The 25,078-nt window shown below is 69.6% G+C and carries 33 protein-coding genes, 3 tRNA genes and 1 pseudogene; 27 read left to right on the plus strand and 10 right to left on the minus strand.

Annotated elements, in window-relative coordinates:
* Positions 1–125: 125 nt before the first annotated feature.
* Positions 126–455: pseudogene (locus ATL40_RS15390) on the plus strand (SCO6880 family protein); the annotation flags it as partial.
* Here ATL40_RS15390 and ATL40_RS06860 read toward each other — a convergent pair.
* Complete coding sequence (locus tag ATL40_RS06860) at positions 452–2,155, minus strand: hypothetical protein (RefSeq protein WP_211283076.1); 1,704 nt, start codon at positions 2,153–2,155, stop codon at positions 452–454. The pseudogene ATL40_RS15390 and the gene ATL40_RS06860 overlap by 4 nt on opposite strands.
* A gap of 132 nt (positions 2,156–2,287) precedes the next feature.
* On the opposite strand from ATL40_RS06860, the gene ATL40_RS15395 reads away from it, so the two are divergent.
* Entirely contained in the window at positions 2,288–2,905 is a 618-nt protein-coding gene (locus ATL40_RS15395) for a hypothetical protein (RefSeq protein WP_245866858.1), read from the plus strand.
* 411 nt (positions 2,906–3,316) lie between these two features.
* Here the strand turns inward: ATL40_RS15395 and ATL40_RS06870 are convergent.
* The 4 genes from ATL40_RS06870 to ATL40_RS06885 form a co-directional block, all read right to left on the minus strand.
* A tRNA-Val gene (locus tag ATL40_RS06870) sits at positions 3,317–3,390 on the minus strand.
* Positions 3,391–3,451: 61 nt separating this feature from the next.
* The gene (locus ATL40_RS06875) at positions 3,452–3,781 is read right to left on the minus strand and encodes a hypothetical protein (RefSeq protein ID WP_098468889.1); all 330 of its coding nucleotides are present in this window, start codon (positions 3,779–3,781) and stop codon (positions 3,452–3,454) included.
* Between the two features lie 11 nt (positions 3,782–3,792).
* Positions 3,793–4,926, minus strand: a complete 1,134-nt coding sequence (locus ATL40_RS06880; protein WP_143556882.1) for a CPBP family intramembrane glutamic endopeptidase — start codon at positions 4,924–4,926, stop codon at positions 3,793–3,795.
* A 52-nt stretch (positions 4,927–4,978) separates the two neighbouring features.
* Positions 4,979–5,404 (minus strand): DUF3052 domain-containing protein, encoded by a 426-nt coding sequence (locus tag ATL40_RS06885; protein WP_098468891.1) that lies wholly within the window; start codon positions 5,402–5,404, stop codon positions 4,979–4,981.
* 249 nt (positions 5,405–5,653) lie between these two features.
* Between ATL40_RS06885 and aceE the strand changes: the two genes are divergently transcribed.
* Entirely contained in the window at positions 5,654–8,380 is a 2,727-nt protein-coding gene (gene aceE / locus ATL40_RS06890) for a pyruvate dehydrogenase (acetyl-transferring), homodimeric type (protein WP_098468892.1), read from the plus strand.
* A gap of 97 nt (positions 8,381–8,477) precedes the next feature.
* Here the strand turns inward: aceE and ATL40_RS06895 are convergent, their stop codons facing one another.
* Positions 8,478–9,182 carry a hypothetical protein gene (locus ATL40_RS06895; protein ID WP_098468893.1) on the minus strand — a complete coding sequence of 235 codons (705 nt, stop codon included), beginning with the start codon at positions 9,180–9,182 and terminating at the stop codon, positions 8,478–8,480.
* 135 nt (positions 9,183–9,317) lie between these two features.
* Here ATL40_RS06895 and ATL40_RS06900 point away from each other — a divergent pair, with 135 nt between their 5' ends.
* From ATL40_RS06900 to ATL40_RS06920, 5 genes are all read left to right on the plus strand, one after another.
* Positions 9,318–10,472, plus strand: a complete 1,155-nt coding sequence (locus ATL40_RS06900) for a PucR family transcriptional regulator (RefSeq protein WP_425443366.1) — start codon at positions 9,318–9,320, stop codon at positions 10,470–10,472.
* A 130-nt stretch (positions 10,473–10,602) separates the two neighbouring features.
* Positions 10,603–11,550, plus strand: a complete 948-nt coding sequence (locus ATL40_RS06905) for an ACP S-malonyltransferase (RefSeq protein WP_098468894.1) — start codon at positions 10,603–10,605, stop codon at positions 11,548–11,550.
* A complete protein-coding gene (locus tag ATL40_RS06910) occupies positions 11,547–12,578 on the plus strand; it encodes a beta-ketoacyl-ACP synthase III (RefSeq protein ID WP_098468895.1) in 1,032 nt (343 codons plus the stop codon). Before ATL40_RS06905 ends, ATL40_RS06910 begins: the two co-directional genes overlap by 4 nt.
* A gap of 82 nt (positions 12,579–12,660) precedes the next feature.
* A complete protein-coding gene (locus ATL40_RS06915; RefSeq protein ID WP_098468896.1) occupies positions 12,661–12,909 on the plus strand; it encodes an acyl carrier protein in 249 nt (82 codons plus the stop codon).
* 83 nt (positions 12,910–12,992) lie between these two features.
* On the plus strand, positions 12,993–14,225 hold the full coding sequence (locus ATL40_RS06920; RefSeq protein ID WP_098468897.1) for a beta-ketoacyl-[acyl-carrier-protein] synthase family protein: 1,233 nt from the start codon (positions 12,993–12,995) through the stop codon (positions 14,223–14,225).
* 108 nt (positions 14,226–14,333) lie between these two features.
* Here ATL40_RS06920 and ATL40_RS06925 read toward each other — a convergent pair whose 3' ends face one another.
* The 3 genes from ATL40_RS06925 to ATL40_RS06935 all read right to left on the minus strand — a co-directional run bounded on the left by ATL40_RS06925 (position 14,334) and on the right by ATL40_RS06935 (position 16,585).
* Positions 14,334–14,834, minus strand: a complete 501-nt coding sequence (locus ATL40_RS06925; RefSeq protein ID WP_098468898.1) for a DUF3145 domain-containing protein — start codon at positions 14,832–14,834, stop codon at positions 14,334–14,336.
* A gap of 196 nt (positions 14,835–15,030) precedes the next feature.
* Positions 15,031–16,350, minus strand: a complete 1,320-nt coding sequence (locus ATL40_RS06930) for a D-alanyl-D-alanine carboxypeptidase family protein (protein WP_098468899.1) — start codon at positions 16,348–16,350, stop codon at positions 15,031–15,033.
* Between the two features lie 161 nt (positions 16,351–16,511).
* Positions 16,512–16,585, minus strand: a tRNA-Ile gene (locus tag ATL40_RS06935).
* A gap of 72 nt (positions 16,586–16,657) precedes the next feature.
* On the opposite strand from ATL40_RS06935, the gene ATL40_RS06940 reads away from it, so the two are divergent.
* Both ATL40_RS06940 and ATL40_RS06945 read left to right on the plus strand, forming a co-directional pair.
* Complete coding sequence (locus ATL40_RS06940; RefSeq protein WP_098468900.1) at positions 16,658–17,158, plus strand: hypothetical protein; 501 nt, start codon at positions 16,658–16,660, stop codon at positions 17,156–17,158.
* A 94-nt stretch (positions 17,159–17,252) separates the two neighbouring features.
* Positions 17,253–17,325, plus strand: a tRNA-Asn gene (locus tag ATL40_RS06945).
* On the opposite strand, the gene ATL40_RS15685 is transcribed toward ATL40_RS06945, so the two are convergent.
* The gene (locus ATL40_RS15685; RefSeq protein WP_098470346.1) at positions 17,287–17,574 is read right to left on the minus strand and encodes a helix-turn-helix domain-containing protein; all 288 of its coding nucleotides are present in this window, start codon (positions 17,572–17,574) and stop codon (positions 17,287–17,289) included. The two genes, ATL40_RS06945 and ATL40_RS15685, sit on opposite strands and share 39 nt — an antisense overlap.
* A gap of 114 nt (positions 17,575–17,688) precedes the next feature.
* Here ATL40_RS15685 and ATL40_RS06955 point away from each other — a divergent pair, with 114 nt between their 5' ends.
* The 17 genes from ATL40_RS06955 to ATL40_RS07030 all read left to right on the plus strand — a co-directional run bounded on the left by ATL40_RS06955 (position 17,689) and on the right by ATL40_RS07030 (position 24,899).
* On the plus strand, positions 17,689–17,922 hold the full coding sequence (locus ATL40_RS06955; RefSeq protein WP_098468901.1) for a helix-turn-helix domain-containing protein: 234 nt from the start codon (positions 17,689–17,691) through the stop codon (positions 17,920–17,922).
* Entirely contained in the window at positions 17,919–18,122 is a 204-nt protein-coding gene (locus ATL40_RS06960; protein WP_098468902.1) for a hypothetical protein, read from the plus strand. Before ATL40_RS06955 ends, ATL40_RS06960 begins: the two co-directional genes overlap by 4 nt.
* Positions 18,119–18,601 carry a hypothetical protein gene (locus ATL40_RS06965; protein WP_098468903.1) on the plus strand — a complete coding sequence of 161 codons (483 nt, stop codon included), beginning with the start codon at positions 18,119–18,121 and terminating at the stop codon, positions 18,599–18,601. The genes ATL40_RS06960 and ATL40_RS06965 overlap by 4 nt, the downstream gene beginning before the upstream one ends.
* A complete protein-coding gene (locus ATL40_RS14975) occupies positions 18,598–18,741 on the plus strand; it encodes a hypothetical protein (RefSeq protein ID WP_169925897.1) in 144 nt (47 codons plus the stop codon). The genes ATL40_RS06965 and ATL40_RS14975 overlap by 4 nt, the downstream gene beginning before the upstream one ends.
* Positions 18,738–19,118 carry a hypothetical protein gene (locus ATL40_RS06970; protein ID WP_098468904.1) on the plus strand — a complete coding sequence of 127 codons (381 nt, stop codon included), beginning with the start codon at positions 18,738–18,740 and terminating at the stop codon, positions 19,116–19,118. The genes ATL40_RS14975 and ATL40_RS06970 overlap by 4 nt, the downstream gene beginning before the upstream one ends.
* A 13-nt stretch (positions 19,119–19,131) precedes the next feature.
* A complete protein-coding gene (locus ATL40_RS06975; protein ID WP_098468905.1) occupies positions 19,132–19,410 on the plus strand; it encodes a hypothetical protein in 279 nt (92 codons plus the stop codon).
* 389 nt (positions 19,411–19,799) lie between these two features.
* Entirely contained in the window at positions 19,800–20,282 is a 483-nt protein-coding gene (locus ATL40_RS14690) for a hypothetical protein (protein ID WP_143556883.1), read from the plus strand.
* Positions 20,279–21,199 (plus strand): hypothetical protein, encoded by a 921-nt coding sequence (locus ATL40_RS06985; RefSeq protein WP_098468907.1) that lies wholly within the window; start codon positions 20,279–20,281, stop codon positions 21,197–21,199. The genes ATL40_RS14690 and ATL40_RS06985 overlap by 4 nt, the downstream gene beginning before the upstream one ends.
* Positions 21,192–21,839, plus strand: coding sequence for a 3'-5' exonuclease family protein (locus ATL40_RS06990; protein WP_143556884.1), 648 nt, complete (start codon positions 21,192–21,194; stop codon positions 21,837–21,839). Before ATL40_RS06985 ends, ATL40_RS06990 begins: the two co-directional genes overlap by 8 nt.
* The gene (locus ATL40_RS06995; RefSeq protein WP_098468909.1) at positions 21,836–22,300 is read left to right on the plus strand and encodes a hypothetical protein; all 465 of its coding nucleotides are present in this window, start codon (positions 21,836–21,838) and stop codon (positions 22,298–22,300) included. Before ATL40_RS06990 ends, ATL40_RS06995 begins: the two co-directional genes overlap by 4 nt.
* Positions 22,297–22,752: a hypothetical protein gene (locus ATL40_RS07000; RefSeq protein ID WP_098468910.1), complete on the plus strand. Its 456-nt coding sequence runs from the start codon at positions 22,297–22,299 to the stop codon at positions 22,750–22,752. Before ATL40_RS06995 ends, ATL40_RS07000 begins: the two co-directional genes overlap by 4 nt.
* Entirely contained in the window at positions 22,749–23,255 is a 507-nt protein-coding gene (locus ATL40_RS07005) for a hypothetical protein (RefSeq protein WP_098468911.1), read from the plus strand. The genes ATL40_RS07000 and ATL40_RS07005 overlap by 4 nt, the downstream gene beginning before the upstream one ends.
* On the plus strand, positions 23,252–23,551 hold the full coding sequence (locus tag ATL40_RS07010) for a hypothetical protein (protein ID WP_098468912.1): 300 nt from the start codon (positions 23,252–23,254) through the stop codon (positions 23,549–23,551). Before ATL40_RS07005 ends, ATL40_RS07010 begins: the two co-directional genes overlap by 4 nt.
* Positions 23,548–23,832 carry a hypothetical protein gene (locus ATL40_RS07015; protein WP_098468913.1) on the plus strand — a complete coding sequence of 95 codons (285 nt, stop codon included), beginning with the start codon at positions 23,548–23,550 and terminating at the stop codon, positions 23,830–23,832. Before ATL40_RS07010 ends, ATL40_RS07015 begins: the two co-directional genes overlap by 4 nt.
* Complete coding sequence (locus tag ATL40_RS07020; RefSeq protein ID WP_143556885.1) at positions 23,825–24,178, plus strand: hypothetical protein; 354 nt, start codon at positions 23,825–23,827, stop codon at positions 24,176–24,178. Before ATL40_RS07015 ends, ATL40_RS07020 begins: the two co-directional genes overlap by 8 nt.
* Positions 24,175–24,561: a DUF4326 domain-containing protein gene (locus ATL40_RS07025; protein WP_169925898.1), complete on the plus strand. Its 387-nt coding sequence runs from the start codon at positions 24,175–24,177 to the stop codon at positions 24,559–24,561. Before ATL40_RS07020 ends, ATL40_RS07025 begins: the two co-directional genes overlap by 4 nt.
* Positions 24,555–24,899, plus strand: a complete 345-nt coding sequence (locus tag ATL40_RS07030) for a VRR-NUC domain-containing protein (RefSeq protein ID WP_245866863.1) — start codon at positions 24,555–24,557, stop codon at positions 24,897–24,899. The genes ATL40_RS07025 and ATL40_RS07030 overlap by 7 nt, the downstream gene beginning before the upstream one ends.
* The last annotated feature ends 179 nt before the right edge of the window (positions 24,900–25,078 follow it).

Consider the following 25,078-nt stretch of genomic DNA (forward strand, 5'->3'; position numbering starts at 1 on the left):
GCTCGCCCCACCGCTGCTCGTTGTCCGGACTCGCAGCTCACGCCGAGGCGAGGCCTGCGCGGCCACACTCACAGCATCAGGGGTGGGCCTTCGTAGGCGCTTCTCAAACCCCGGACGCCACTGAAAACCATGCCGCTCGCGACATCCGCAAGAAGAAGGTCGAGCACATCTCCGACCAAGCCCGGCGGGCGAAGATCGGGTAGATCGAGGACGCCTCCCAAACCGCCGAGTACCACGACGTGCTCGAACAGGAAACTGACCTCACTGCCGGGCACGGAATCCTCCGCTACACCGGACTCATCTCCGTCTCCGCCACCACGGCGGAGAAGCCCGACTCCGCTGTCGCCGCTATCGAGCAGGCTGCCATCCAAACGTCTTGCGAGACCCGACTTCTCGTCGGCCAGCAGGCCGCAGGGTTCACCGCCGCCGCGCTCCCGCTGTGCCGACGAGTCTAGGAATCGGTGGCCGTGTGGGGTGGGACGGACTGTGCGATCGCAGCCGGAGCAGGGATCACGTGCGAGGTTCCCTCCGAGAGAGCCTCAGTAAGGGTGTCGATGTCGGCGGGGTCGGCGGCTTCCGGAAACATCCAGTGAAGGTCCCGATGATCTGTGGTCACGTCGATGGTCGGTCGAACATCCCCTCCACGAACAGATCGAGGGCGCACATGATGCACCTCGTCCAGCGAGTAGATCGGGCCGAGTTCGCCTCGTCTCAGGAGGTCTCGTGGATCGGCAGTGATGACCCGCCGGTCGGTGACCGCCACGAAGGTACTCGACGCGACCCTTTCCACGATGGCGCCAGCCCTCCCGGGCGTGAGCGCGCCCCAGGTCGCATCGACCCGTCGAGCGAGAATCGCTGGCACGATGCCAGTGAAGTTGTGAGCGCCGACCTGATATGGGAATGCCACACTGCGAAGTGCTTCGCCGTCCTCAAGGAACCACCGGAGGATGTGCAGGTAGGGGTCGAGTTCGAGTCCCTCGGGTGCGCACACAGTCGCCGGTACTGCTGGCATGGCAACTGCTGGCTGCAGCATGTCAGCCAAGGGCTCGATAGCTTCGAGGAGCTGTTTGCAGGTCAACTGAGACGCTTTCGCGTCCTTCCGCTTCTTCGTCAGAGGCACAGTGGCTCGCCCGGGGAGCTCGGCGATGATCCGCAACTCACGTACGAGCGCCTCGGTCAATTCACGGATCTCGGAGAGCGCCTCGTTGACCTCAGGCGGCGTGTTCCGAGCGATCCGGTCAAATAACTGTGCTTCGCTCTCGTCGTTGGCACTCCGCGCTCTGGCGAGGGCGGCTCGGACCGCTTGATACTCCGCGTGGGTCTTGAGTGAACTGAGAAGCGCGTAGGTATCGAAGACGATTGCTTCGGCGTTGGATTCGAGATATTGGCGGCGAGCGCGACCGTCAAGTTTCCCTAACTCCTGGATGTGACCGGCCACGTTCTTGCGGTACAGCTTCAACTGCTTGCGGATGTCGGGGCCGCTGGGCGCAATGGGTTCCCAGACAGAGTCTGTGATGGCGTCGAGTTCGCGGGTCTCCTTGACTGCCTCGTCGACTGACTCCGCCAATCCTTCCAGTTCGGCCCATTGCTCGTTTCGGATGGCTTTGAGTGTCTGCGTCGTGAGTTGGATGTTGGAGCGGACTAGGCCGGAAATCTCGCCGAGTTGCATTTGGAGGGCGATCATGGCGACGGCCGGACCGACTGCTGCCACGGCCGTGGCGGCCGTCATCGAAGCGGGGATGAAACGCGCCTGTCCGACGATCTTGCCGTTTTGGAAGATCGCCCCGAGGTTGGCACCGTCCTTGACTGCCATCTGCCCGCCGCCATTGAGCAGAGACATCGTCGCATCGTTGACGCGGAAGAGTCCTTGAGCGCTGGACATAGCTTCCGCCAGGTTTCCCGCGATGGTCCCTGCGTTGCTGAGGGACCCGAGAGCAGTCGAGAGCTGCGCGCGGTCGAACGAAGGCACCATGTCAAGGCTGATGAGTTCAAGACCGTCGGGAACCTCGCCGAACACGACTGCCACTCCGGGCGTCACCTCAACGAGAGTCGTAGCCGCAGCACGTTCAAGTGCGTCGGACTGTGCCTGGCCGACTTGCCCAGGCTCGCCACCAACGGCCTCGTCCGTATCGGACTCGTCCCGCGCGTCATCCATGTGGGCTCTCCTTCTCGCCGGTGACTGCCTTGTGGCTCCCTCCGACGCCTGGTACGTGCATCCAAGCGACCTCCAACAACGTCCGAGGCTTCGGCACACACCTCCCTATCAGAAGATATCAGGAGGTCCATCATGCCAACGTTCTTCAATTCCACCGCCGACGCCGCGGAGGCTTTCGAGTCGCTGCGGGGGCTCGCGCACGCGAGCCGCACGTTCGATCAGCCCGCACAGATGTACGGGGTGGTCGGTGACCTGTCCTCGGGGATGCGGTCGCCGCGGCAGGTCTTGGAGCAGCTCGTTGGTGTTCACGAGCAGAAGGTCGCGCATACCTTCAACGAGAGCGGCGATCACATAGCCGGGGTTCGGGACGCTATGGCCAACGGCGGCACGAGCCGCAAGGTGTCCATCGGCTATCTCAACGTGACCAAGCGGGACGGCTTCGGCCGCGAGACGCGCATCGTTGGACCAGACCCCGAACGTGCCACCCTGGTCAAGTGGGCCGTTAGGGCCTGCGCGACCGGCGCTCTCGACTATCCAGCGGATGCTGTCCAGCCCGTACTACACGGGCAACACTTGCTTGCGGGGCGCGACCCACGACGGCATCCACGAACCGCTCGTCGCCACCAAAATCTGGTTCAGAGTTCAGCCGGTGCTCACCGCGCACCGGACCTCCGGGGGGAAGACCCAGGCTCACCACCACTACCTCAAGCGCAGCGTGTACTGCGGCGGGTGTGGGTCGCCTCCACATGACCGCCCGCCACGAACGATAGGCCCACCAGCACGACCGCGACAAGCTGCTACGTCGGAGCGATCCCGCTGGTCCTGCTCGGAGAGGAGCAGGAGCGCATCGCCAGGCGCCTCGCGTTCCTCGAAGCACGGATCGAGGCCGGAGTCACCGAGTACGGGCAACCTCAAGCCCACGTCGACGACTGCCTCGCTCCCGCAGGAGACTGCCACGCGATCTACATGAGCATCGCCGACCAACTGCGGCGCATCGCCAACCAGGACTTCTTCGACAAACTCATCGTCCTGCCCGAAGACGGCGTCATCGGGGAGCTGGGCGAACCGTTTGACGAGCTGTTCAACCCCGACGTCCAGAGCCGCGCGGTCCGCTTCACGGAGCGGACCGCGGAATCTGGATCTCAAACCGGTGATGTTCGGTGGGCCCAGAGGGGCTCGAACCCCCGACCTCCGCGGTGTAAACGCGGCGCTCTGACCAACTGAGCTATAGGCCCGATCCGGGGCGCGTCAACGCGCGCACCGCACGAGGAGGATACTCCGCTCAGCGCGAGCCGCTCAGCCCTCGCTAAAGCACTCCCCCGCCGCACCGGTGATCAGGTCGGTGAGGACCGTCTGGTCCTCCTCGCTCGGGACGTACTCCTCGTCGCCGCCGATGAGCGCCTGCAGCGCCTCGTCGGAGAGGTCGGAGTCCACGTACGCCTGCGAGACGCACATGAGCTGGTCGTCCGTGATCCCCAGCTCCTCGAAGCCCTCATCGGCACTGAGGGTGTCGGCGACCTGGGCGGCATCGGGCCGGGAGGAGTCGGACCCCGACTCCCCCGAACAGGCGGCGAGCCCGAGGACGGCGATCGCGGACGTGGCGGCAAGGAGTCGTCGGGTCTGCATGATGCCCGAGCCTAGCGGACCGGCTGGGAGGGAACCTGGACGGGCGCCCAGACGCCGGGCATCGGCAGGGGCACCGGCGCCACACCACGCGGGGACGGCCAGGGGCTGGTGGAGCGCAGGCCGGCACGCCGTGCCATCACCGCAACCACCCAGCAGTAGGCGATCGTGCTGATCAGCGTCGCCAATACGCCCACGAGGCTCCCCTCACCCGAACCCTCAGTGCTCCCGAAGATGCCCGTCGCCTGCAGCGAGAACACCACCACGTTGTTCACCACGTGCAAGCTGATGGCGGCCTCGAGCCCGCCCGTGCGTAACGTCAACCACACTGCTGCGAGTCCGAACACACCCACGTCCAGCAGACCCCACACGTCGTACACGTGTCCGGCGACGAACAGGAGCGTGGTGACGACGACCACGAGGGCCATCGACCACCGCCGGGCCGGCAGCCAGGCGGCGAGCGTCTGCACGAACAGTCCGCGGAACAGGTACTCCTCCGCGGCGGCCTGGAACGGCACGAGCAGCACGATCACCAGCAGCGCGGGCACCAGCGTGCCCACGGGGGTCCATTGCGGTGTGAACACCTCGGCATCCGGCGCGCCGCCCGCTCCGGCCACCGCGACCATGCTGACCAGTATCGTGATGCCGAGGCTCAGCACCAGCGAGGCCAACGCCACCGGGAGCAGGCTCAGCATCCACCGCCACCGTAGGCGCAGCGCGACCGAGCCGATGTGCCCGATCGGTCGCATCCCCGCGACGGCCAACCCGAGGTAGATGCTCGGGATCAGGCACGCCAGTCCTCCGAGGGTCACGATCAAGACCGGTACGTCGGTCGCGTCCAGGGCGACGATGCGGTCCAGGACCACCTCAGGATCCCAGGTCTCGACCCTGGAGGCCCCGGCAAGATCGATGACCAGGAACGCCACGAGCAGCACCGTCTGGCCAAGGAGCATCCCAGCACCGGTGATCGCGAGTGCGATGAGGGGGCGCCACCACCGCCAGGGCTTGCCGGAGCGGGTGTAGGTGGCCCGCGCGAGTTCCGCGTACCCGGTCCCGGCATCGGGCTGGTGGTCACGCCCGCGCACCATCCGTGGCGGGTCGTAGGTTCCCCCGCGGGGGAACGTCGGCCGGGGCAGAGGCTCAGTCACCCCACCACGCTACCCAGCAACCCGAAGGTGCGGGTGCAACTCCACAGGGGAGTCAGCGACCCTTCGGGCCGGTGAGTCGTACGCCGAGCCACGCCGCGCCTGCCGCGAGGGAGGTCGTCAACTGCAGCCCCGCCGTCGTGGCGGCCTCGCCGATGTCGGAGGGCGGGACGTGACCCTCGGAGCCCATCTTCGGGACGAGCACCCACACGAGGCCACCCTCCTCGAGCACGGCCGTGGCGTCCACGAGAAGATCGGTGAGATCGGTGATGTCGCCGTCCTCGCCCCGCCACCACACGATGGCCGAGTCGATGACGTCGCCGTAGTCCTCGTCCACGAGTTCCACGCCCACCTCGTCCACGAGCGCGTCACGCAGGGTCTGGTCCACGTCCTCGTCGTAGCCCCACTCCTGAATGACCTGCCCGGACTGGAATCCGAGTCGACCGGCGGGACCACCCGCCGTGCCGGCCGTCGCTGTCACGTTCCTTACCCTTTCGTGGTCTACATCACCTGCTGGGGCGAGACTACAGCCCGGACGCCGCGGAATCACGCCCCCGGCGTGGCGTCCACCACACGGGACGCGACGCACTTGCGGACACCGGCGCCCGGCCCACGTGGCTAGGCTGTAGGTGGGGCACCACCGGACAGGCGGGAAACACCCGTTCGGCGCGTGTCTCGCCACTGGCCAGTGCCACCGCGACGGCCTCGAACCAAGGGAGCTGAAGAGTCTGTGACCGAGCCCGACTCCACCACGATCGACGACGCCACCGAGGAGCGCAACGAATGGCTTGCCTCCATCGACGCCTTGGTGAACTCCCGGGGTGAGGCGCACGCACGCGAGGTCGTCTCCGCGTTGCTGGACCACGCCACGCACCGCGGCCTCGAGTTGCCCCGCGTCGTCACGACCGCGCACATCAACACGATCGACGCCTCCCAGGAGCCGGAGTTCCCCGGTGACGAGGAGATCGAGAACCGCTACCGCGACTACCTGCGGTGGAACTCCGCCGTCATGGTCACCCGGGCCCAGCGCCCCGGCGTCGGCGTCGGCGGCCACATCTCCTCCTACGCCTCCGTGGCCACGCTGTACGAGGTCGGACTGAACCACTTCTTCAAGGGCAAGGACCACCCCGGCGGCGGCGACCAGGTCTACTTCCAGGGCCACGCCTCCCCCGGGATGTACGCGCGCGCCTTCCTGGAGGGCCGCCTGTCCGCGGACCGGCTCGACGGGTTCCGCCAGGAGCTCTCCCACCCGGCGGGTGGGCTGCCCTCCTACCCGCACCCGCGCCTGATGCCGGACTTCTGGGAGTTCCCCACGGTGTCGATGGGCCTGGGCCCGGCCGGCGCCATCTACCAGGCGTGGACCAACCGCTACCTCGAACTGCGCGGCATCAAGGACACCAGTCAGCAGCACGTCTGGGCCTTCCTCGGCGACGGCGAGATGGATGAGCCGGAATCCCGCGGCATGCTGCAGCTCGCCGCACAGCAGAAGCTCGACAACCTGACGTTCGTGGTCAACTGCAACCTGCAGCGCCTGGACGGCCCGGTGCGCGGCAACGGCTCGATCATCACCGAGCTCGAGGGCTACTTCCGCGGTGCCGGCTGGAACGTCATCAAGGTGATCTGGGGTCGGGAGTGGGACGAGCTGCTCGCCAACGACACCGAGGGCGCTCTGGTGGACGTCATGTCCTCCACCACCGACGGGGACTACCAGACCTTCAAGGCGGAGTCCGGTGCGTTCATCCGCGAGCACTTCTTCGGCCGCGACCCACGCACCAAGGAACTCGTGGTGGACCTCAGCGACGAGGCCATCTGGAAGATGAAGCGTGGCGGGCACGACACCCGCAAGATCTACGCCGCCTACAAGGCGGCGGTGGAGCACAAGGGGCAGCCGACGGTCGTGCTCGCGCACACCGTCAAGGGCTACGGCCTGGGCCCGCACTTCGCGGCGCGCAACGCCACGCACCAGATGAAGAAGCTCAAGCCGGAGGATGCCAAGCTCCTGCGCGACGCCCTGGAGATCCCGCTGACGGACGCGCAGCTGGAGGAGGACCCGGCGCTGCCGCCGTACTTCCACCCCGGCGCCGACGCCCCCGAGATCCAGTACATGATGGAGCACCGCCGTCAACTGGGCGGGTTCGTGCCGGAGCGTCGCTCCAGCCACACCGCCGTCTCCCTGCCGGGCGACAAGGCCTACTCCCTGCTCGCCAAGGGCTCCGGGCAGCAGGAGGTCGCCACCACGATGGCGTTCGTCCGGCTGTTCAAGGACCTGATCAAGGACAAGGAGTTCGGCAAGCGGATCGTGCCGATCATCCCGGACGAGGCGCGCACCTTCGGCCTGGACTCCATCTTCCCGAGCGCGAAGATCTTCAACACGCTCGGACAGAACTACCTGCCGGTGGACCGCGAGCTCATGCTGAGCTACAAGGAGTCCGAGGCCGGGCAGATCATGCACACCGGCATCAACGAGGCCGGTTCGGCCGCCGCCTTCCAGTCGGTGGGCACCTCCTACGCCACCCACGGCGAGGTACTGGTCCCGTTCTACATCTACTACTCGATGTTCGGGTTCCAGCGCACCGGTGACCAGTTCTGGGCCGCCGGTGACCAGATGACCCGTGGCTTCCTCATCGGCGCCACCGCCGGTCGCACCACGCTGACCGGTGAGGGCCTGCAGCACGCCGATGGCCACTCGCCGCTGATCGCAGGCACCAACTCCGCGGTGGTGCACTACGACCCCGCCTACGGCTACGAGATCCGGCACATCGTGCGCGACGGGCTGGAGCGGATGTACGGCGAGGGCGGTCACATCGCCGGACGCGAGCGGGACGTCATGTACTACCTGACGGTCTACAACGAGCCGATGCTGCAGCCCAAGGAGCCGCAGGACGTGGACGTCGACGGCATCATCCGGGGGATGCACCGCATCGCCGAGGTGCCCGACGGCGATGGGCCGGTCGTGCAGCTCCTGGCCTCGGGCGTGGCGGTGCCCTGGGCGCTGGAGGCTCGGGAGATCCTGCAGTCGGAGTGGGGTGTGCGGGCCGCGGTGTGGTCGGTCACCTCGTGGAACGAACTGCGCCGGGACGCGCTCGCGGCGGAGAAGGACGCCTTCGTGCACCCGCACGAGGAGGCCCGCACCCCGTACCTGACGCAACGGTTGGCAGAGATCGGGGCACCGGTCATCGCCACCTCGGACTACGACCACCTCGTCCCCGACCAGATCCGCCAGTGGGTCCCGGGTGACTACGCCGTGCTCGGCGCCGACGGGTTCGGCCTGTCCGACACCCGACCGGCCGTGCGCCGTCACTTCCTCATCGACAGCCACTCGCTGGTCGCCAAGACCCTGCAGACGCTGGCGCGCCGCGGCGAGTTCGACCGCGGCGCGGCCGCGGACGCCGTGGAGCGCTACCGTCTGCTGGACGTGACGGCCGGTTCCACCGGGAACGCCGGCGGCGACGCCTGATCGCTGCCGGGTCGGGCGCGCCCGCCTGACCACGCACGAAGGCCCGGATCCTTGAGGATCCGGGCCTTCGTCGTCCCGCATGAGCCGCGGGATACGCCTACTCGCCGGTGGGCGCGCGGTGCCGTGCCTCCGCGGCCTCCACGAGGCGGTCCAGATCCCCGATCTGCGCCGAGGAGGAGGCCCCCTCCAGGGAGTCCAGGAGACGGCGCGCCTCCTCGATGCGCCCGGTCTCGAGCGCGGCCATGATCACCTCGCCGCCGGCGCCGGCGGTACGAGAGGCCAGATCCCAGTGCGCCACGCCGAAGGTGACGGCCTCGGTGGCTGCGCCCGCGTCGCGCAACATCGCGACCGCGTGGGTGAGTGCGAGCCCGGTGGTCTCACGCTCGCAGGCGAGGTTCAGTCGGCGCATCGCCCCCTCGCGATCGGAGTCGAGGGACAGGCGCGCCATCACTACCAGGGGCAGCCAGGCACGGGGCGTACCGGCAAGTTCCTCCGCCAGCGCCCAGATGGCGTCGTTCTGCTGGGTGGTCAGCTCCGTCGTCCCATCGGCGGGGGCGGCCGCTGCGCCGTCCACCTCGGCGTCGGGGTCACCGGTCAACGGGTCCAGCCGCGTGCCCTCGTCGGCGCGCTGGCGCACGATCTCAGCGAGCGCATCGAAGGCCTTGCGGTCGTTGGGGTTCGCGGACAGTTGCGCACGCAACTCCTCCTCCGCGGGCGTGGCCTCGCGGTGGGAGAGAGGGGTGTCTTCTTCCGTGTGGCCGCCTCGCTCTGCGAGTCGGCGCAACCAGCTCAACAGTGCCATGCGGCCAGCCTAGTGCCCAGGCGTGATCCCGCGAGGGATCGACAAGGATCGCACCGAGGGCTCACTTGTGGGACTCCCACAACTGCGCCGGTTCCGGACTCGCCTGCGACCACCCGCGCACCGTATGGTCCGAGGGTGATCCAGCCACGTGGCGCCGACGCCGAGATGACTCGGCTGCTGCGCAACCGTACCGCCATGCTCACGGCCGCGACGGTGCGCCGCCTGGAGGCGGAGGTGGAGTGGTACCGCGGTCTCGCCGCCGAGGACCGTTCCTGGATCTCGCTGGTGGCCACCTCGGGCATCACGGCGTTCATCGACTGGTACGAGCGCCCGACCCCCACCACCTACAACGCGGCGGAGATCTTCCGCGCGGCACCCCCGGAACTCACCCGCTCGATCTCGCTGCAGAACGCGCTGGCCCTGGTGCGCATCGTGGTGGAGGTGGTGGAGGAGAACACGCAGGAGATCGCCTCACCGCACCGCGCGCAGGAGCTGCGCGAGGCCGTGCTGGTGTACTCCCGCGAGGTCGCCTTCTCCGCCGCGGAGGTGTACGCCCGCGCTGCCGAGGCGCGCGGCGCCTGGGACGCTCGGATGGAGGCGCTCGCGGTGGATGCGCTGCTGCGCGATGACAGCGAGGCGCTGGCCTCGCGGGTCGCCACCCTGGGCTGGAGCGGGGAGGGACCCGTACTCGCGGTGGTCGGCACGACGGCGGTGCCGGTCACCGACGCCCGGACCGCCGATCTGCGCCGGCTCGCACGACGCGCCGCCCGCGATGCGTTGGTGGGCAATCAGGGTGAGCGTGTGGTGGTGGTGCTCGGGGGTTTCACCGACGCCCGTGCGGCCGTCGAGTTGCTCCTGCCCCGGCTGTCGGAAGGTCCGGTGGTGATGGGGCCCGTGGTGCCCGACGTCGCGGCGGCGGGGCGCTCGGCACGCGCCGCGCTATCGGGGCTCGCCGCCGTGCGGGGCTGGCCGGAGGCACCCCGCCCGGTCACCGCCGATGAGCTTCTCCCCGAGCGCGCGCTCGCCGGAGACTCCACCGCGCGCGCCAGCATCCTCGAGCGGATCGTGGAGCCCCTGGAGCACGCGAACGGACCGCTCTTGGAGACGCTCGCGGCCTACCTGGAGTCAGGCCGATCACTGGAGGCCGCCGCACGCACCTTGTACGTGCACCCCAACACCGTGCGGTATCGGCTGCGCCGGATCACCGAGACGACAGGGTGGGACCCGACAGACGGCCGTGAGGGCTTCGTGCTGCACGTGGCGCTGATCGTCGGGCGGCTCTCGACCTGACGCGGCGCCGGGGGGACGGCCCGCGAGGGCGCGCCGGCAAGCGCGCCTTGTGGGGTTCCTACAAATCGCGTCGCAGCCTTTGTCCGCGTGGTGCCTTCGCGAGGGCCGTCACGGCAGGCATGCTGGTGGAGTGCTAGCGATTCTCGCGCCCGGACAGGGTGCCCAGTCCCCCGGCATGCTCACCCCGTGGTTGGAGATCCCCGGTGTCGCCGAGGAGATGGCGACCTTCGGTGAGGCCGCGGGCCTCGACCTCACCGCCCACGGCACCACCTCTGACGCCGACACGATCCGCGACACCGCCATCGCGCAACCGCTGCTGGTCGCGACCTCGCTCGTGGCCCTGCGCGCTCTGCTGGCGGGGCGCGACGCAGCCGATGTGGCGGGAGTGACGGCGGGGCACTCCGTGGGCGAGTTCGCCGCTGCGGCTGTGGCCGGGGTCCTGACGGATGCCTCCGCCGTCGAGCTGGTCTCCCAGCGGGCCCGCCTGATGGCTGAGGCCGCGGCCGCGAACCCCTCCGGGATGGCGGCCGTTCTCGGTGGGGACCCGCAGGAGGTGACGGCGGCCATCGAGGCCGCCGGGGCCTGGCCGGCGAACGTCAACGGTGGTGGCCAGGTGGTCGCGGCGGGCAGCCACGAGGCGATCGCCGCACTCGCCGCACAGCCGCCCGCGAAGGCGCGTGTGATGCCGCTGCAGGTGGCGGGCGCCTTCCACACCCCGCTCATGGCGAGCGCCGGCGAGGCCTTCGCCCGCGTCGTCGAGCACTGGCCGGCCGCACCTCCGCGAATGCGGCTGCTGACCAACGCCGACGGCTCGGCGTTCCTCCCGCACGGTGAGGGTGTGGGCAACGAGGTCCTCGCGCGACTGGCGGGCCAGATCACCTCCCCGGTGCGCTGGGACCTGTGCCAGGAGACGATGCGAGCGCTCGGCGTGACCGGCATCATCGAGCTCGCACCCGGAGGCGTCCTGTCCGGACTCGCCCGACGAGTCCTGCCGGACGTCCCGCGCGTCGCCATCAAGTCCCCCGCCGACCTGGAGTCCGCGGCTGCCATGATCACCGACACCACAGGAGAGCGATGACTCGCGCACTCACCGGCCACCAGCCCGTTCCCGGCAGCCGGATCCTCGCCGTCGACGGGTTCCGCGGTGAGCGGGTCGTCCCCAACTCCGAGATCATCGGGCCGATCGACTCCTCGGACGAGTGGATCCGCCAACGCACCGGCATCGTCACCCGCCGCCGTGCCAACCCGGAGACCACCATCCTGGACATGGCGGTCGCTGCCGCTGAGGCGACCCTGGCCAAGGCGGGCCTGGCCGCCACCCAGATCGACGCCGTGCTCCTGTCGACCGTCACCTACTTCGAGCAGACACCCGCCCTGGCCGCCCGGGTCGCCCACGCCATCGGGGCCACGCCGGCGGCGGCCTTCGACATCTCGGCCGCCTGCGCGGGCTATTCCTACGGGATCGGCCTGGCCGACTCGCTGGTGCGTTCCGGCCAGGCACGTCACGTGCTGGTCATCGGGGTGGAGCGCATGAGCGACTTCATCGACCCGACCGACCGTTCCATCTCCTTCCTGTTGGGTGACGGCGCAGGGGCGGCAGTGGTGGGCGCGAGCGATGTGCCGCTCATCGGGCCGACCGTCTGGGGCGCCGACGGCTCCATGGCCTGCCACATCGACCAGACCCAGAGCTGGCTGGAGTTGCGTTCCGGTGACGCGCTGGACACCCCGGCACAGGTCGCCGCCGGGACCTGGCCCACGCTGCGCCAGCAGGGCCCCAGTGTCTTCAAGTGGGTCATCTCCAATGTCCCCGATATCGCGCGGCGCGCCGTATCGGCCGCGGGTCTGGAGATCTCCGACATCGAGGTCTTCGTGCCGCACCAGGCCAACATGCGCATCATCGACCAGGTCGCCAAGATGCTCGGTCTGGGCGAGGACGTGGCCATCGGCCGCGACATCGCCGACACCGGCAACACCTCCGCCGCCTCGATCCCGCTGGCCACCGAGCGGTTGCTGCGCGAGGGCCAGGCACACTCCGGGCAGCTCGCCCTGCAGATCGGCTTCGGCGCCGGGATGGCCTACTCCGCGCAGGTCGTCGCCCTGCCCTGACCCCCTCCGCGCGCCGGATCCCCGCCGGGGAAGGGCGCCTGGAAGACTTGACCCGCACATCACCGATACGAAGGAGACACCCATGGCACTCAGCGAGCAGGAGATTCTCGCCGGACTGGCGGAGATCGTGAACGAGGAGACCGGCCTGCCGGCCGACTCCGTGGAGCTCGGCAAGTCCTTCACCGACGACCTGGACATCGACTCGCTGTCGATGATGACGATCGTCACCCAGGCCGAGGACAAGTTCTCGGTCACCATCCCCGACGACGAGGTCAAGAACCTCGTCACGGTCGGGGACGCCGTCAGCTACATCGCCGGCGCCCAGGCCTGAGACGTCCTCGGGGGTCGCCCGCACGCGGGCGGCCCCCGGCGAGTCCGGCCCCACCACCACGCCACCGACCAGGAGGAGCACACATGTCCGACGTTCCCGCCGTCGTCGTCACCGGACTCGGTGCGACGTCCCCCATCGGAGGAACCGCGCCCGACTCGTGGCGTGCGGCACTGGCGGGCACCTCTGGGGTGGCCACCATGACCCACGACTGGGTCAGCCAGTACGAACTCCCCGTCACCTTCGCCGCGGAGGCCGCGGTGGACCCCGGCGAAGTCCTCGCCCGCCCCGAGACCCGCCGCATGGACCGCGCCGCCCAGCTCGCCGTGGCCGCCACCCGGGAGGCGTGGGCCGACGCCGGAGCGCCCGAGGTGGACGGGGAACGCATCGGCGTCGCCGTCTCCACCGGCCTCGGTGGCCTCTGGACCCTCATGGACTCCTGGGACACGCTCAAGGAGCGCGGTCCCCGCCGCGTGCTGCCGATGACGGTCCCCATGCTCATGCCGAACTCCTCCGCCGCGTACGTGTCGCTGGACGTCGGCGCGAAGGCCGGCGTGCACACCACCACCTCCGCGTGCGCCTCGGGCGCCGAGGCTGTGGCCTACGGCCTGGAGATGATCCGCAGCGGCCGCGCCGACATCGTGGTGACCGGCGGCACGGAGGCCAGCGTGCACGCCCTGCCGATCGCCGCCTTCGCACGTATGCAGGCCCTGTCCACCCGCAACGACTCCCCCGAGACTGCCTCGCGTCCGTATGACACCACCCGGGACGGGTTCGTGCTCGGGGAGGGCGCCGGTGCACTCGTCCTGGAGCGCGAGGACCATGCCCGTGCCCGCGGGGCCACGATCTACGCCCGGGTCGCCGGGGCGGGACTCAGCTCGGATGCGCACGACATCGCCGCCCCCGAGCCGACGGGTGAGGGCCAGGAGCGCGCCATGCGCTCGGCGCTGGCCGACGCCGGCCTGACCGCGGCGGACGTCGTGCACGCCAATGCCCATGCCACCTCCACCCCGGCCGGCGACCTCACCGAGATCCGGGCGATCGCCCGGGTGATGGGTGAGGGCACCGTGGTCTCGGCCACGAAGTCGATGACCGGCCACCTGCTGGGTGGTGCGGGCGCCCTGGAGTCCGTCTTCGCGGTGCTGGCGCTGCGTGACCGCACCGCTCCCCCGACGATCAACCTCACCAGCCCCGAGCCCGACCTTCCCCTGCCGGTCGCGACGGCGCCCACGGCGCTCGGTGCGGGCCAGATCGCGGCGCTGAACAACTCCTTCGGGTTCGGTGGCCACAACGTGAGCCTGATCTTCACCTCGGTGTAGTGCTGTGGGGCGCCCATCGGCGCTGCACGCCGCCGTGACGGCAACGCGGGCGGGTCCTGACCTGGTCAGGACCCGCCCGCGTTCGTCGTTGCGGTGGGATGGGCGGGGTCAGCCGACGCGGTGCAGCCAGCGCACCGGAGCCCCGGCACCGGCGTAGCGGAAGGGCTCCAGTTCGTCGTCCCACGCCTGCCCGAGCGCGAGGTCCAACGCCTCGCTCAGCGCTCGCGGGTCGCTCTCGTGCACGAGTGCCGCGCGGATGCGGTCCTCGGGGACGACGACGTTGCCGACCCGGTCCGTCTGGGCGTGGAAGATGCCCAGGGCGGGGGTGTGTGACCAACGGGAGCCGTCGCTGACGCTGGTGGCCTCCTCCGTCACCTCGTAGCGCAGGTGATCCCAGCCTCGCAGGGCCGAGGTGAGCCGCGCACCAGTTCCCACCGGTCCGGTCCAGGAGAGTTCCGCGCGCTTGGCTCCGGGCGCCGCAGGCTGATCCGTCCAGTCGAAGGACGGGCGTCCCCCGAGCACGGATGCGGTAGCCCACTCCACGTGCGGGCTGAGGGCGCGCGGCGCAGAGTGCACGAAAAGAACACCGCGGGTGATCGGACCCGACATGTTGACCTCCCTGACATCGACGAGATTCGTCTTCCCCAACGCATCTCGTTCATCAGGTCGGCCGTCATGTAACGAACGGCGTGGTCCTACTATGCCCGAAACCGGGCGATCCTGCACCCCTCGACCTCCGAGTCCACCTGACCAGACCACCCGTCGCGAGGCCTTTCTGCAGCCACCGCGAGGTGGTTCTGCAGGGTCAGTACTGTGAGGTGATCCCGAAGTACTCCTCCAGCGTGTCCCCGGACTCGTGCAGCGTGGTGGCCAACTCGGTCCCGACGTAGCGCAGGTGCCACGGCTCGTAGCTGTACCCGGTGACCGACTCCTTGCCCTCCGGGTAGCGCACGATCAGACCGTACTCATGCGCGTGCTGCGCCACCCAGCGGCCGGCATCCGTCGCGCCGAAGGACTGACTCAGGGAGTTGATGTCGATCGCCAGCCCGGTCTGGTGCTCGGAGTGCCCCGGGCGCGCGCTGAAGCGCTCCGCGGCCTCCTCGCCGTAGGTGTTCACGTAGGAGGCGAACAGGTCTGCCTGCCAGGCGTAGTCGCGGTAGTCGGTGCGGATGAAGAGGTGGTGGCCGGCCGCAGCGGCGTCCGCCTGCATTTCCTCGAAGGCCTGCGACGCGACCTCCTGCATACCCGGCGCGTAGTCCTCGGGCAGGGCGTAGGTCTTGTTGACCACGATCACGCCGTCGATCCGCGTGACGCCGTCCTCCTGCGTGATGACAGGGCCCTCGGGCCCCCGACGCAGCGCGATCGTGTCGCGGCCGTCGCCCGCCCAGTCGCTGCCGAACCCCACATCGGAGGCCCTGCCACGCTCGACCTGCGTCCGCGGCCCCTCCGCGCCTGGCTCGTTGGTGAGGATGTACGTGGCGCCGCGTTGGACGCCGACGGTGTCGACACCGTCGCCGTCCCAGTCCCCCACCACGACCCGGTCATCCGCTCGGCCGAAGGAGAAGGACTCAGTCGCGGTACCGGCAACCATCTCCTCAGCGGTGATGATCGTGGAGTCGCGTCGCACCGCGATGGTGTCCTTGCCGTCGCCGTCCCAGTCCCCCACCAGCACCTGATCGTCGGCGCGGCCGAAGGCGAACGACTCGGTCAGGGCGCCGTCGCCCAGGGTGTTCGCCACGATGATGGTCCGTCCGCGGCGCAGCGCCAGGGTGTCCTTACCGTCGCCGTCCCAGTCCCCCACCAGCACCTCGTCGTCGGCACGGCCGAAGGAGAACACGTGGTCGGCATCGCCGCCGGCGATGCTGTCGGTCAGGCGCACTTCGGCCCCGCGACGCACGCCGAGCGTGTCGCTCCCGTCACCGTCCCAGTCACCGACGACGGCGGTGTCCCCCTCCCGCCCGAAGCGCACATCGATCGTGCCGGCACCGGCCGAGGAATACAGGTATTGACGCCCCGTACCGTCGAGTTCGGCGCCCGCGGCGTGGCTGGGCGCATGCAACACGCCAAGGGCCGCGAGCGCGACGGTCGACGCGACGGCGACTCGTCGTGGACCGAGGTGGGTCACGCAACTCCTTCACGGTGGGCGCAGGCGGGACGTGCCCGCGCGCGGAAACGTCCCCACCATGGTGCACGAGAGTCGCGCGGGAAGCGAGACCGAACCGTTACCTGTGTCCACGGTGGGACGAGGGACGACGGGGTAACACGCAGCCATCCGGTCGCACGAGGTGCCCCTGCTGGGGCTTGAACCCAGGACCGACGGATTATGAGTCCGCTGCTCTGACCAGCTGAGCTACAGGGGCGCGGCGCCGAGACGAGGCTCGAACGCCCTCGACATGCTAGTGCCGCGATCGGGCGCAGCGTTACCGTAGGGCATGCCGATCTTCACCCGCCGCACCCCCCGCAGCACTCCGAGCGAGGCGGCACGCAGCGCCCTCGCCGGCCAGCGCCCGTTGGCGCACGCGCGGTTGCGTGACGAGGGTGAGGCCGTGGCCACGACCTCGCAACTCCTGATCCTGTCCGGTGAGGACCTGCACCGCCTGCCGTGGGAGCGCATCGACAGCGCGCGGGCTGACGCGGAGGCCGGCGCGGTGGTGGTGCGCACGATCGACGGCGAAGACGTGCCCCTGGCTCTGGCGGACCCCGCCAATGCGATCGCGGTAGTGATCCGCGAACGCGTGGAGGCCTCGATCGTGCATGCGCGCGAGCGCGCCGCGGGACCGGGCCTCACCGTGCGCGTGGCCATCCGCCGGGCCGCCGACGGCAGCCTCAGCAGCCAGACCTCGATCGTGGGCGGGGCGACCACGCCCCGGGCGCTGGCCGTGGCGGCGGAACTGGAGCGCGAGACTCGCGAGTCGGTCGGCCTGCCCGACTGAGCCGCTGACTGAGACGCCCTCGCTCATGCCCTCGGGAGGCACACCGACGCCGATTCGGAGCATCCCGAGTTCGCTGGTAGTGTTCTCCGAGCGATCCCGCATAGCTCAATTGGCAGAGCATCCGACTGTTAATCGGACGGTTGATGGTTCGAGTCCATCTGCGGGAGCAACAGGTCGGTCGGCTTCACCCCGAGAGCTGCAGCGAGCAGCTCGAGGTCGGTGAGGTCGACCGGCCTTTTTCCGTTGAGCTTCATCGTCAGCCCAGGTCCGCTCATGCCGATCGCGCGGGCGAGGCTGGCGCGGGAGAGCCCGTGCTCGCCCAGGATCCGCCCCACGTTGCGCGCAAGGATGCGGTGTAGCGGCAGAGGTCCATCCTCCCGAAGGGGCTGAACCAGCGAGGTCACATTGGTCTCCATGCGTCACATTCTATAGCGGACCGTGAAGACACGCAACGCACCGGGCTCCCTAGTTGCAGCTCGCGAGCGGTAACGGGTTGCGAACGGCATTCGCGACGTGCTACAACACTCCGCATGGAACAGTCACACCCCGTTACCGGTGAGAACATCCGGCGACTACTCCACGAGAAGCGGCGCTCGCAAGCCGACCTCGCACGCACCCTCGGCGTGGCTCAGGCCACCATCTCGCAGAAGCTCTCAGGTGCCCGCCCCTTGAAGGCCACAGAACTCACCCAGATCGCCGACTTCCTCGACGTGACCCCGGGCGAGCTCTTCACCACCCACCCACAAGCAACGGCAACCCGATGACCCGCCACGCGGCTCGTAGCCGCGCGCTCCCCCGCCCTGGGTTCGCCCTCGCGGGGTTCGCCCTGCTGGCGCTCGCGGTGGTGCTCGGCCTCGTGCGTGCCACGCTCGGACTGACGATGTCGACCGGATGGACGGCAGCGCCGCTCATCGTCGCGTTCGTGGGCGCGGCGGTGGCTCTGCGTAGCGAGGTGGACCGGTGACCGCCCGGATCGTCATCGAACTGGCGGAGCCGGCGCTGGCACCTCATCGACAGTCGCCGGAGCCGTCGTCGTTGATCGTGGTGGACCCGTTCAGCGGGACGCTTCTGCGTGAGCGCGGCACGGGCTTCGAGGCTTCGACCGCGGCGCTGCTGGGCTTCACCCCCGAGCTCGATACCGCGGCGTCCCTGACGCTGCTGGAGGACTTCACCTCCGATCCGGCCCGGGCGACGGGACAGTTCCCGATCCTCGTGTGGCGCGGCGCGACCTACCCGGTGCGCTCGCGGGTGGTGTGTGTGCTGTTGTCGCCGGACGACGGCGAGAGCCTCGTGTTTGCGCGGGTGTCCCCCGTGGGTGATCGGACGGAGTTCGCCTCGCTCGAGGATGCGCAGGCGGCGTGCCTCCCTGGTGATCGGGTGGAGCGTCAGGTGCGTTCGGTGTGGCTGCCTGCGTCTGCGGCTGATGTGGCGGTGTCGTCGTGAGTACTGCCACTTGGGTGCTGGCCATGGTCGGGTGCTTCGTCGTGATTCTGCTGGTCGCATTCGCGCTGGTGCGTGTGGAGGATCTCATTCGCCGTGACGAGCAGCGCGACGACCTCGCCGGGTGGGGTGAGGACGAGTGAGCGCGGTGACGCCTGGTGCGGTGCCGGCGGTGCCGATGCCGCAGCAGCCGGAGCTGTTCGAGACGTTGGCGGCGGTGGCGTCGGATTGGCGCCCGTCTCGGCGTGAGGCGCGTCGGCTGATCCGTCAGGCGATCGCGCGGTGCGCTGCGCTGCATGGCGGGAAGGTGCACATCTCGTGGTTCCGGGAGGAGCTGCCGGGGTGGATCGATCCGCATCAGATCGGGGCGACGATCTCGGCCCTGCACCAGACGGGGCATCTGGCCTCGGCTGGTGAGTGGCTGCCGAACGGTGGTGGGTCTGGCAATGGAGCGAAGCCCGCGCTGGTGCGGGTGCTCACGAAGCCGATCCGTGAGGCCGATTTCCGGGACAAGCACTAGGAGGCGAGTGGTCATGACGTTGGGCAAGCAGGCGAAGTGGGCGCCGTTCAAGCCGGGTGATCCGCTGGTGATACGGCATCGGTGCGCGTTCCCGGATGCGGTGGTTGATCACGTGGAGTCGTTGCGGGTGCGGCGTGCGGAGTCCCGGTCTGGGTACGACGTCGGCAACTTCAAGTGGCGTGTGATCGCGGAGCGGTGCGATGGGAGTCTCCTCGCGGTGTACGTCGATCACCGTGGCCTGGATCAGGGCACGTTGATCGATCGCGAGTCGCGGCTGGCGGTGGAGGCATGAGCCGGTCGCTGCCGTATGAGAAGCGGTGGCGCTTGGACCGGGCCATGGGAGTGGATCGGTCGTACATGCCCCGTGCTGAGGTGCTGCCGCACCTCGAGGCGCTCGTGAGTGCTGGTGCGACGCGTACCGGTATCGCGCGCGTTGCGGGGTGCTCGCCGACGACGGTCGCGAAGATCCTTCGTCCGACGTCGGATCGGACGGGCGAGTGGGTGCAGCGGCCGGTTGGCCGTCGCCTGCTGGCAGTGACGTTGGGGCAGGTGCGAGCTCGGCCGGATGCGTCCGGGTTGGTGCCGGCGCTGGGGTCGAGACGTCGGGTGCAGGCTCTGCTCGCGATGGGCTGGACACACCAGTTGATCACGGAGGCGATGCGGCGGCACGGGTCGGCTCAGATGAGCGGGACGGTCTTGCATCAGCGGGGTGTGCTGGTGGAGCGCCGCACTGCGGACGCGATCGCCGGGGCGTTCCGGGAGTTCGGGCTCCGCCCTGGGCCGTCGGCGGTGACGCGTCGTCGCGCGGCTGAGCAGGGGTACGTGAGCCCGCTCGCGTGGGACGACATCGACGCGGACGACGCTCCGCGGGGTACCCGTCGCTCCGCCCCGCCGTCGTCGCTCACGGCTGGCCTGGATCACGCCGACCTGGAGCGGTTGCTCGCTGGTGAGTCGCGCCGTCTCGGGCCGGTGGCCCGGGTCTCCGCGATCGTCGAGTTGGTGCGTCACGGCTACAACGACCGGCAGATGGCGGAACTCCTGCTCGTGACTGAGCGGACGATCACGCGGGATCGGATGCGGCACGGGATCGCGCCGGCCAAGGAGTGGGCTTCCCGCGGCAACGGCAACCGTCGTGGCGCCGACGTCGCGGAGGTGGCGGCATGAAGGGCGCGGTGAACGAGCTGCGGCTGAGTCGCCCGGGGTTGTGCGCGGCGTTGGCTGCGCTGGTGCCGCATGCGGGTCGGGCGACGCCGGTGCAGCCGCACCTTGGTCGGATCCGGTTGGCTCTGACGGCGGAGTCTCTCGTGCTGTGGGCGTCCGATGGCGTGACGTCGGCTCTGGCGCAGGTTCGGGTGGAGATCGTGGCCTCGAGCGAGCTGGAGGTCTGGGACCTTTCGGTTCCGGTGGTCCGCAAGGTGCTCGGGGTGTTCCGGAAGTCCGCGACGCGAGCGTCTGAGGACACGAGCCTGGAGGTCATCACTTCTGAGGACTCGATGCGGCTGACGGAGGTCGGCGGCTTGTTCCCTGGCGAGTCACTGCGTGTTCCTCGGCACACGCCGCCTGAGCCGGAGGAGGACACCGCGATTGATGTGCCGCGCCTGGTGCTGCCGTTCTTGAGGTCGACCCTTTCGACGTGGGGTACCGCGCAGTTGGGCTCAGAGGACCTGGCGCCGTTCGTGACGTCCGCGAAGCAGTTCGGTGGCGCGCTGGAGGTGCTGCTGGTCGATGAGCCGGCGCCGCTGGTGGTGCTGCGGTCTCTCGATGAGGCGTTCCTCGGTGTGGCGCACCGCGTTGACCGGCGTGGCGATGAGGAGCGGTGCGCGGAGCAGCGACAGGAGTCGCGCTCGGTCACACGCTCATGGGCTCGCCTCGTGGAGCCACTGCAGCGACCGGAGCGGGTGGAGGTGGACGACGCCACCCGGGAGGCCCTGCTCGCCGCGGCTGGTGAGCAGATCGCGGAGCACGGCAAGAGCGTGCGGCTGCGGGTGATCCGCGACGAACTCCCGCTCGAGGCAGACGACCAGACCGCAGAGTCCGACGACGACCGTGATGGAGAGCGTGACGACGATGACGATGAGTGATCTGACGGCGCCACGGCGTGACGTGGTGGCGATCGATATCGAGACGGTGAGTCTGCACCCGGCTGCGGAGGTGTGGGAGTTCGGGGCGGTGCGCCGGTCTCCGGATGGGCATCACGCGGTGACGGCGATGCTCGCGAATCCGAGTCTGCGGCACGCGGACCGTGAGGCGCTGCAGGTGGGGCGGTTCTACGATCGCCACCCGCACGCGCCCGTGCCCCTGCGGGATCGGTGCAAGCAGTCGGTGCAGGTCCTCTCGGCCGCGCACTTCGCTCGCCTGGTCGCGGAGACGACGCATGGTGCGACGCTCCTGGTGAACAATGCCGCGTTCGACGTACCGCGGTTGGAGCGGCTGCTCGCGGCGCAGGGCCTGGTCCCGGGGTGGCACTACCGGCCGGTGGACGTCGTGGACATGTGCCGGGGCCGGATCACCGCGACGGGGCGGGTGCACCCGGATCCCGCGCCGGAGATGTGGAGCTCACGCGTCGTCTCGCAGGCTCTCGGCGTTGCCCTGCCCACCGAGGAGGAGGCGCACACGGCGCTCGGTGACGCCCGCTGGGTGCTGCGCCTGTACGACGCCGCACGCGGCGCCCAGAACCCCGCAATGCACTCCCCCACCACGACGACTGGGGGTGTCCTGTGACCTGCGGCCACGACTCCGCCTGGATGGACGGCTGGGCCGTCATCGTCCTGGACGCGATCAAGCACCACAACGGCGACCGCGTCACCTCGGCCGTGAACGAACTCGCCTGCGGTCATGACCTCTGGGGTGCCCTCACGTTCCTCCCGGCGCACGTCGCCGAGCACGTGCAGCGCACCATCGGCTCACCGATGCAGTCCGCGGTGCCCGTGTTCAACGACCACACCCCGCCGCATGTCCGCACCGGGGGCCAGATCATGGCAGCCGCGCTCGCCTGCGACGCCGACAACCTCGATGCGCTCGCGGGTGTGTGTGCGCAGCCGGCGTTGGATGCGCAGACGGTGGATGAGCTGCGGGCTGCGTTCTCGGGATGGGTGCAGGTGTTCGGCGTGGTGGTGAACACCTCGCACGCGCTGGTGTGTCCTGACGGCTCGGGGTTCGTCTCGGTGGGTGATCTGTCGTGAGCTCCCTCGATCGCGTGGCCGCGTTGCAGCAGGAGACGATCCTCGCCGCCCCTGGGGCGTGGGTGCCCGAGTTCAGCCTCACGGTCCGGGAGTGCGCCTGCGTCCGCTACCCGGCGTGCCCGCCGTGCGCCCGCGGGGACGGGCATCGAGAGTGCTGGGGCATGTCGTTCCGGGATCGGTGGGGACCGGAGTTCGTGAGCATCCACGACGGCGCCGCGGGGAAGGTCCACGGCCTCGCCGCTGCGCTCCTGCTGCACGTGTACGAGGCCGGGTACCCGCACCGCAGCATGTGCGACTGCCACGACCACCAACACCCCGGCGCCGGGCAGATGGACTCCCCTGCTGGCCGAGCCGACCGCCGCTGGGCCATCAGGATCGGTCTGCCCGTCGGGGACGTGCAGTTCGACCCCGACGAGACCGGCACCCCATCCCTGCTGGGAGCACTCGCGTGAGCCCGTGGGAGGCGGTCCGCCTCGCCGCGCCGGTGCTCGCGGACTCCTACGCCGAGGTCCTCACGCAGGCCGGGGCACCTCGCGCGGATGCGCAGCTGTCCTCTGGGCTGCACCGGGAGGTCACGTGGGAGTGCCGTGGCGGGAAGGTCACGATCGCGACCCGCATCACCGGTGAGGATGCCGTCACCCTCACGTGGGCGCAGGTTCGCAAGCTGCTGCGTGAGCATCTCGCCCCGGAGCAGGTGGAGCGGATCCGCTACCACCGTGCCCGGTGGCGCACCGTGTGGGCCGCGTACTGCGAACGCGAGGGCGGCTACCACCTGGCGATGACGCTCGCGGAGCACCAGTTGCACAGCATCCGAATCCGGCCCTTCTACCGGGCGGGGATGAACGCTCACCGCGTCATGCGCGACTACACCCGCGACGTCGTCCTCACCGCCCCCACCGAGCCTCTCGACGCCGACCCGATGGGGACGCCCAGCCTCTTTGGAGCTCTCGCATGACCGCCGACGCGATGGGCACGCCGAGTCTCCTGGACGCCCTGCCCACGGTCGCCGAGCTGATCGCCGACCGCACGCCCGAGCCTCACACCCTGTGGTGCGACCCGGAGCGCGGGCACGTCGCAATCGAGGCCAACACCCCCGGGGCCAGCGGTGAGAAGACGGCGCTGATCCTGTGCAACGTCGGCCCCGCGCTGAACATGTCCGCGTGGCCCCGCACCGCCGACATCACCCCCGACCAGGCGCTCGAACTCGCAGCGCACCTCACCGCATGGGCCAACCGCCAGGAGGACCGATGACCCGCATCATCCCCGCCGACCGCATCGAGGAGATCGTCGGCGCTCGCCGCCGCAAGCACCAGCACCTGGGGCGCGCGGTGTCCGCCGAAGCGACGGTGCACATCCTGCACTCGCAGGAGTGCCGGGACTCCCTCGATGACCTGCGTGAGTGCGTCTACTCCCGGGCGCTGGACCGCGGGATCGACACCCGTGCCTGGCGCCACCACATGGACTGCGTCGCGGAGCTCGCGATCGTCCGGGGCGAGCTGGTGCCAGCCGTGGGGAGCAACCGCGATGCGTGAGCCCTGTGGATGCGACCTGACCGGCCCGGTGCCGCCGGCGGCGCACATCGTGGACGGCCACCCGGACCCGGCCCCCGTGCCCGCACAGGAGGGCAAACGGTACTTCCTGCCGTTCGGCTCCAGGGTCGTCAGCACGAACCACCCCGAGAACGCGAGGGAGCTCTTGGCGCTCGGCTTCCGCGAGGTGGTCCTGTGCGACGGTCAGCGCGCCGCCCTATCCCCCACCGACCGACCGGCGTACTGCTGCGGACGCTGCCCCGCGATCGTGACCGGTGGATACGACTGCACCTGCGAGGGCAACCCCCGGTGCGCTGCCCCCAGCGAACCAGAGGGGCGGGAGGCGTGACTACACCGAAGCGTGTGCAGATGACCCGGCAGCGGCCGTGGCGTGCGGAGGACCCCGACGCCGTGATCGTGGACCGCCGCACCAAGTGGGGCAACCCGTATCGGATCGAGGAGATGCGCAGCCGACTGGAGCGCATCGCGGCCGAACTGGAGACGCCCAACACCCTCGATCCGCGCGAGCTCGTCGTGGAGGCATTCCGCGCCGACCTCCGGCACGGGCCAGACTCCGCGTGGTGGTGGTACGGCCCGCACATGCAGATCCTCCGCATCCTGTCCGACCTCCACGAGCTCGCGGGCCGTGACTTGGCGTGCTGGTGTCCGCTGTCGTCCCCGTGCCACGCGGACGTCCTCCTCGAACTCGCGAACAGGGCCGGGTCGTGCTGACGACGGCCGAGCACAACGCGAACGTGGCCGCGGCAATGAGCGAGGACGCGTTGCAGACCCAGGTGCTGCGGATCGCCGCGGTGCTGGGCTGGCGCGCCTACCACACGCACGATTCGCGGCGCTCGCAGAAGGGCTTCCCGGATCTGACGTTGGTGCATCGCGCGTCGGGGCGGTTGGTGTTCCGGGAGTTGAAGTCCGCGAAGGGTCGGCTGCGGCCTGAGCAGCGGGACTGGTTGGACGACCTGCGAGCTGCGGGGGTGGATGCCGGTGTGTGGCGCCCTGCGGACCTCGTGGGTGGCGTGATCGAGCGCGAGCTGAGGGGAGGTGGTGGGCCTTGAGCGAGCGATGTGACTCGTGCGATGGACGGATCGATCCGCGTACCGGTGAGTGCCGGTGTTCGGACTGACGGAGAGGTGGTGAGCCCGGTTGCCTTGGGTTCGGCTCGGTGACAATTCGGCAACGTACCCGCTGCTGATGCAGGTGGCGGGGTTCAAGGGTGCCGATGAGCGCGCGGTGA

This window comes from Serinibacter salmoneus (assembly GCF_002563925.1).
Classification (GTDB): domain Bacteria; phylum Actinomycetota; class Actinomycetes; order Actinomycetales; family Beutenbergiaceae; genus Serinibacter; species Serinibacter salmoneus.

Bases quoted from the DNA above. Each gene is read 5' to 3' on its own strand.
- ATL40_RS06860 (WP_211283076.1), bottom strand. From the start codon at position 2,155: ATGGATGACGCGCGGGACGAGTCCGATACGGACGAGGCCGTTGGTGGC.
- ATL40_RS15395 (WP_245866858.1), top strand. From the start codon at position 2,288: ATGCCAACGTTCTTCAATTCCACCGCCGACGCCGCGGAGGCTTTCGAG.
- ATL40_RS06875 (WP_098468889.1), bottom strand. From the start codon at position 3,781: ATGCAGACCCGACGACTCCTTGCCGCCACGTCCGCGATCGCCGTCCTC.
- ATL40_RS06895 (WP_098468893.1), bottom strand. From the start codon at position 9,182: ATGGCACTGTTGAGCTGGTTGCGCCGACTCGCAGAGCGAGGCGGCCAC.
- ATL40_RS06910 (WP_098468895.1), top strand. From the start codon at position 11,547: ATGACTCGCGCACTCACCGGCCACCAGCCCGTTCCCGGCAGCCGGATC.
- ATL40_RS06915 (WP_098468896.1), top strand. From the start codon at position 12,661: ATGGCACTCAGCGAGCAGGAGATTCTCGCCGGACTGGCGGAGATCGTG.
- ATL40_RS06920 (WP_098468897.1), top strand. From the start codon at position 12,993: ATGTCCGACGTTCCCGCCGTCGTCGTCACCGGACTCGGTGCGACGTCC.
- ATL40_RS06925 (WP_098468898.1), bottom strand. From the start codon at position 14,834: ATGTCGGGTCCGATCACCCGCGGTGTTCTTTTCGTGCACTCTGCGCCG.
- ATL40_RS06940 (WP_098468900.1), top strand. From the start codon at position 16,658: ATGCCGATCTTCACCCGCCGCACCCCCCGCAGCACTCCGAGCGAGGCG.
- ATL40_RS15685 (WP_098470346.1), bottom strand. From the start codon at position 17,574: ATGGAGACCAATGTGACCTCGCTGGTTCAGCCCCTTCGGGAGGATGGA.
- ATL40_RS06955 (WP_098468901.1), top strand. From the start codon at position 17,689: ATGGAACAGTCACACCCCGTTACCGGTGAGAACATCCGGCGACTACTC.
- ATL40_RS06960 (WP_098468902.1), top strand. From the start codon at position 17,919: ATGACCCGCCACGCGGCTCGTAGCCGCGCGCTCCCCCGCCCTGGGTTC.
- ATL40_RS06975 (WP_098468905.1), top strand. From the start codon at position 19,132: ATGACGTTGGGCAAGCAGGCGAAGTGGGCGCCGTTCAAGCCGGGTGAT.
- ATL40_RS14690 (WP_143556883.1), top strand. From the start codon at position 19,800: ATGAGCGGGACGGTCTTGCATCAGCGGGGTGTGCTGGTGGAGCGCCGC.
- ATL40_RS06985 (WP_098468907.1), top strand. From the start codon at position 20,279: ATGAAGGGCGCGGTGAACGAGCTGCGGCTGAGTCGCCCGGGGTTGTGC.
- ATL40_RS06990 (WP_143556884.1), top strand. From the start codon at position 21,192: ATGAGTGATCTGACGGCGCCACGGCGTGACGTGGTGGCGATCGATATC.
- ATL40_RS07010 (WP_098468912.1), top strand. From the start codon at position 23,252: ATGACCGCCGACGCGATGGGCACGCCGAGTCTCCTGGACGCCCTGCCC.
- ATL40_RS07015 (WP_098468913.1), top strand. From the start codon at position 23,548: ATGACCCGCATCATCCCCGCCGACCGCATCGAGGAGATCGTCGGCGCT.
- ATL40_RS07020 (WP_143556885.1), top strand. From the start codon at position 23,825: ATGCGTGAGCCCTGTGGATGCGACCTGACCGGCCCGGTGCCGCCGGCG.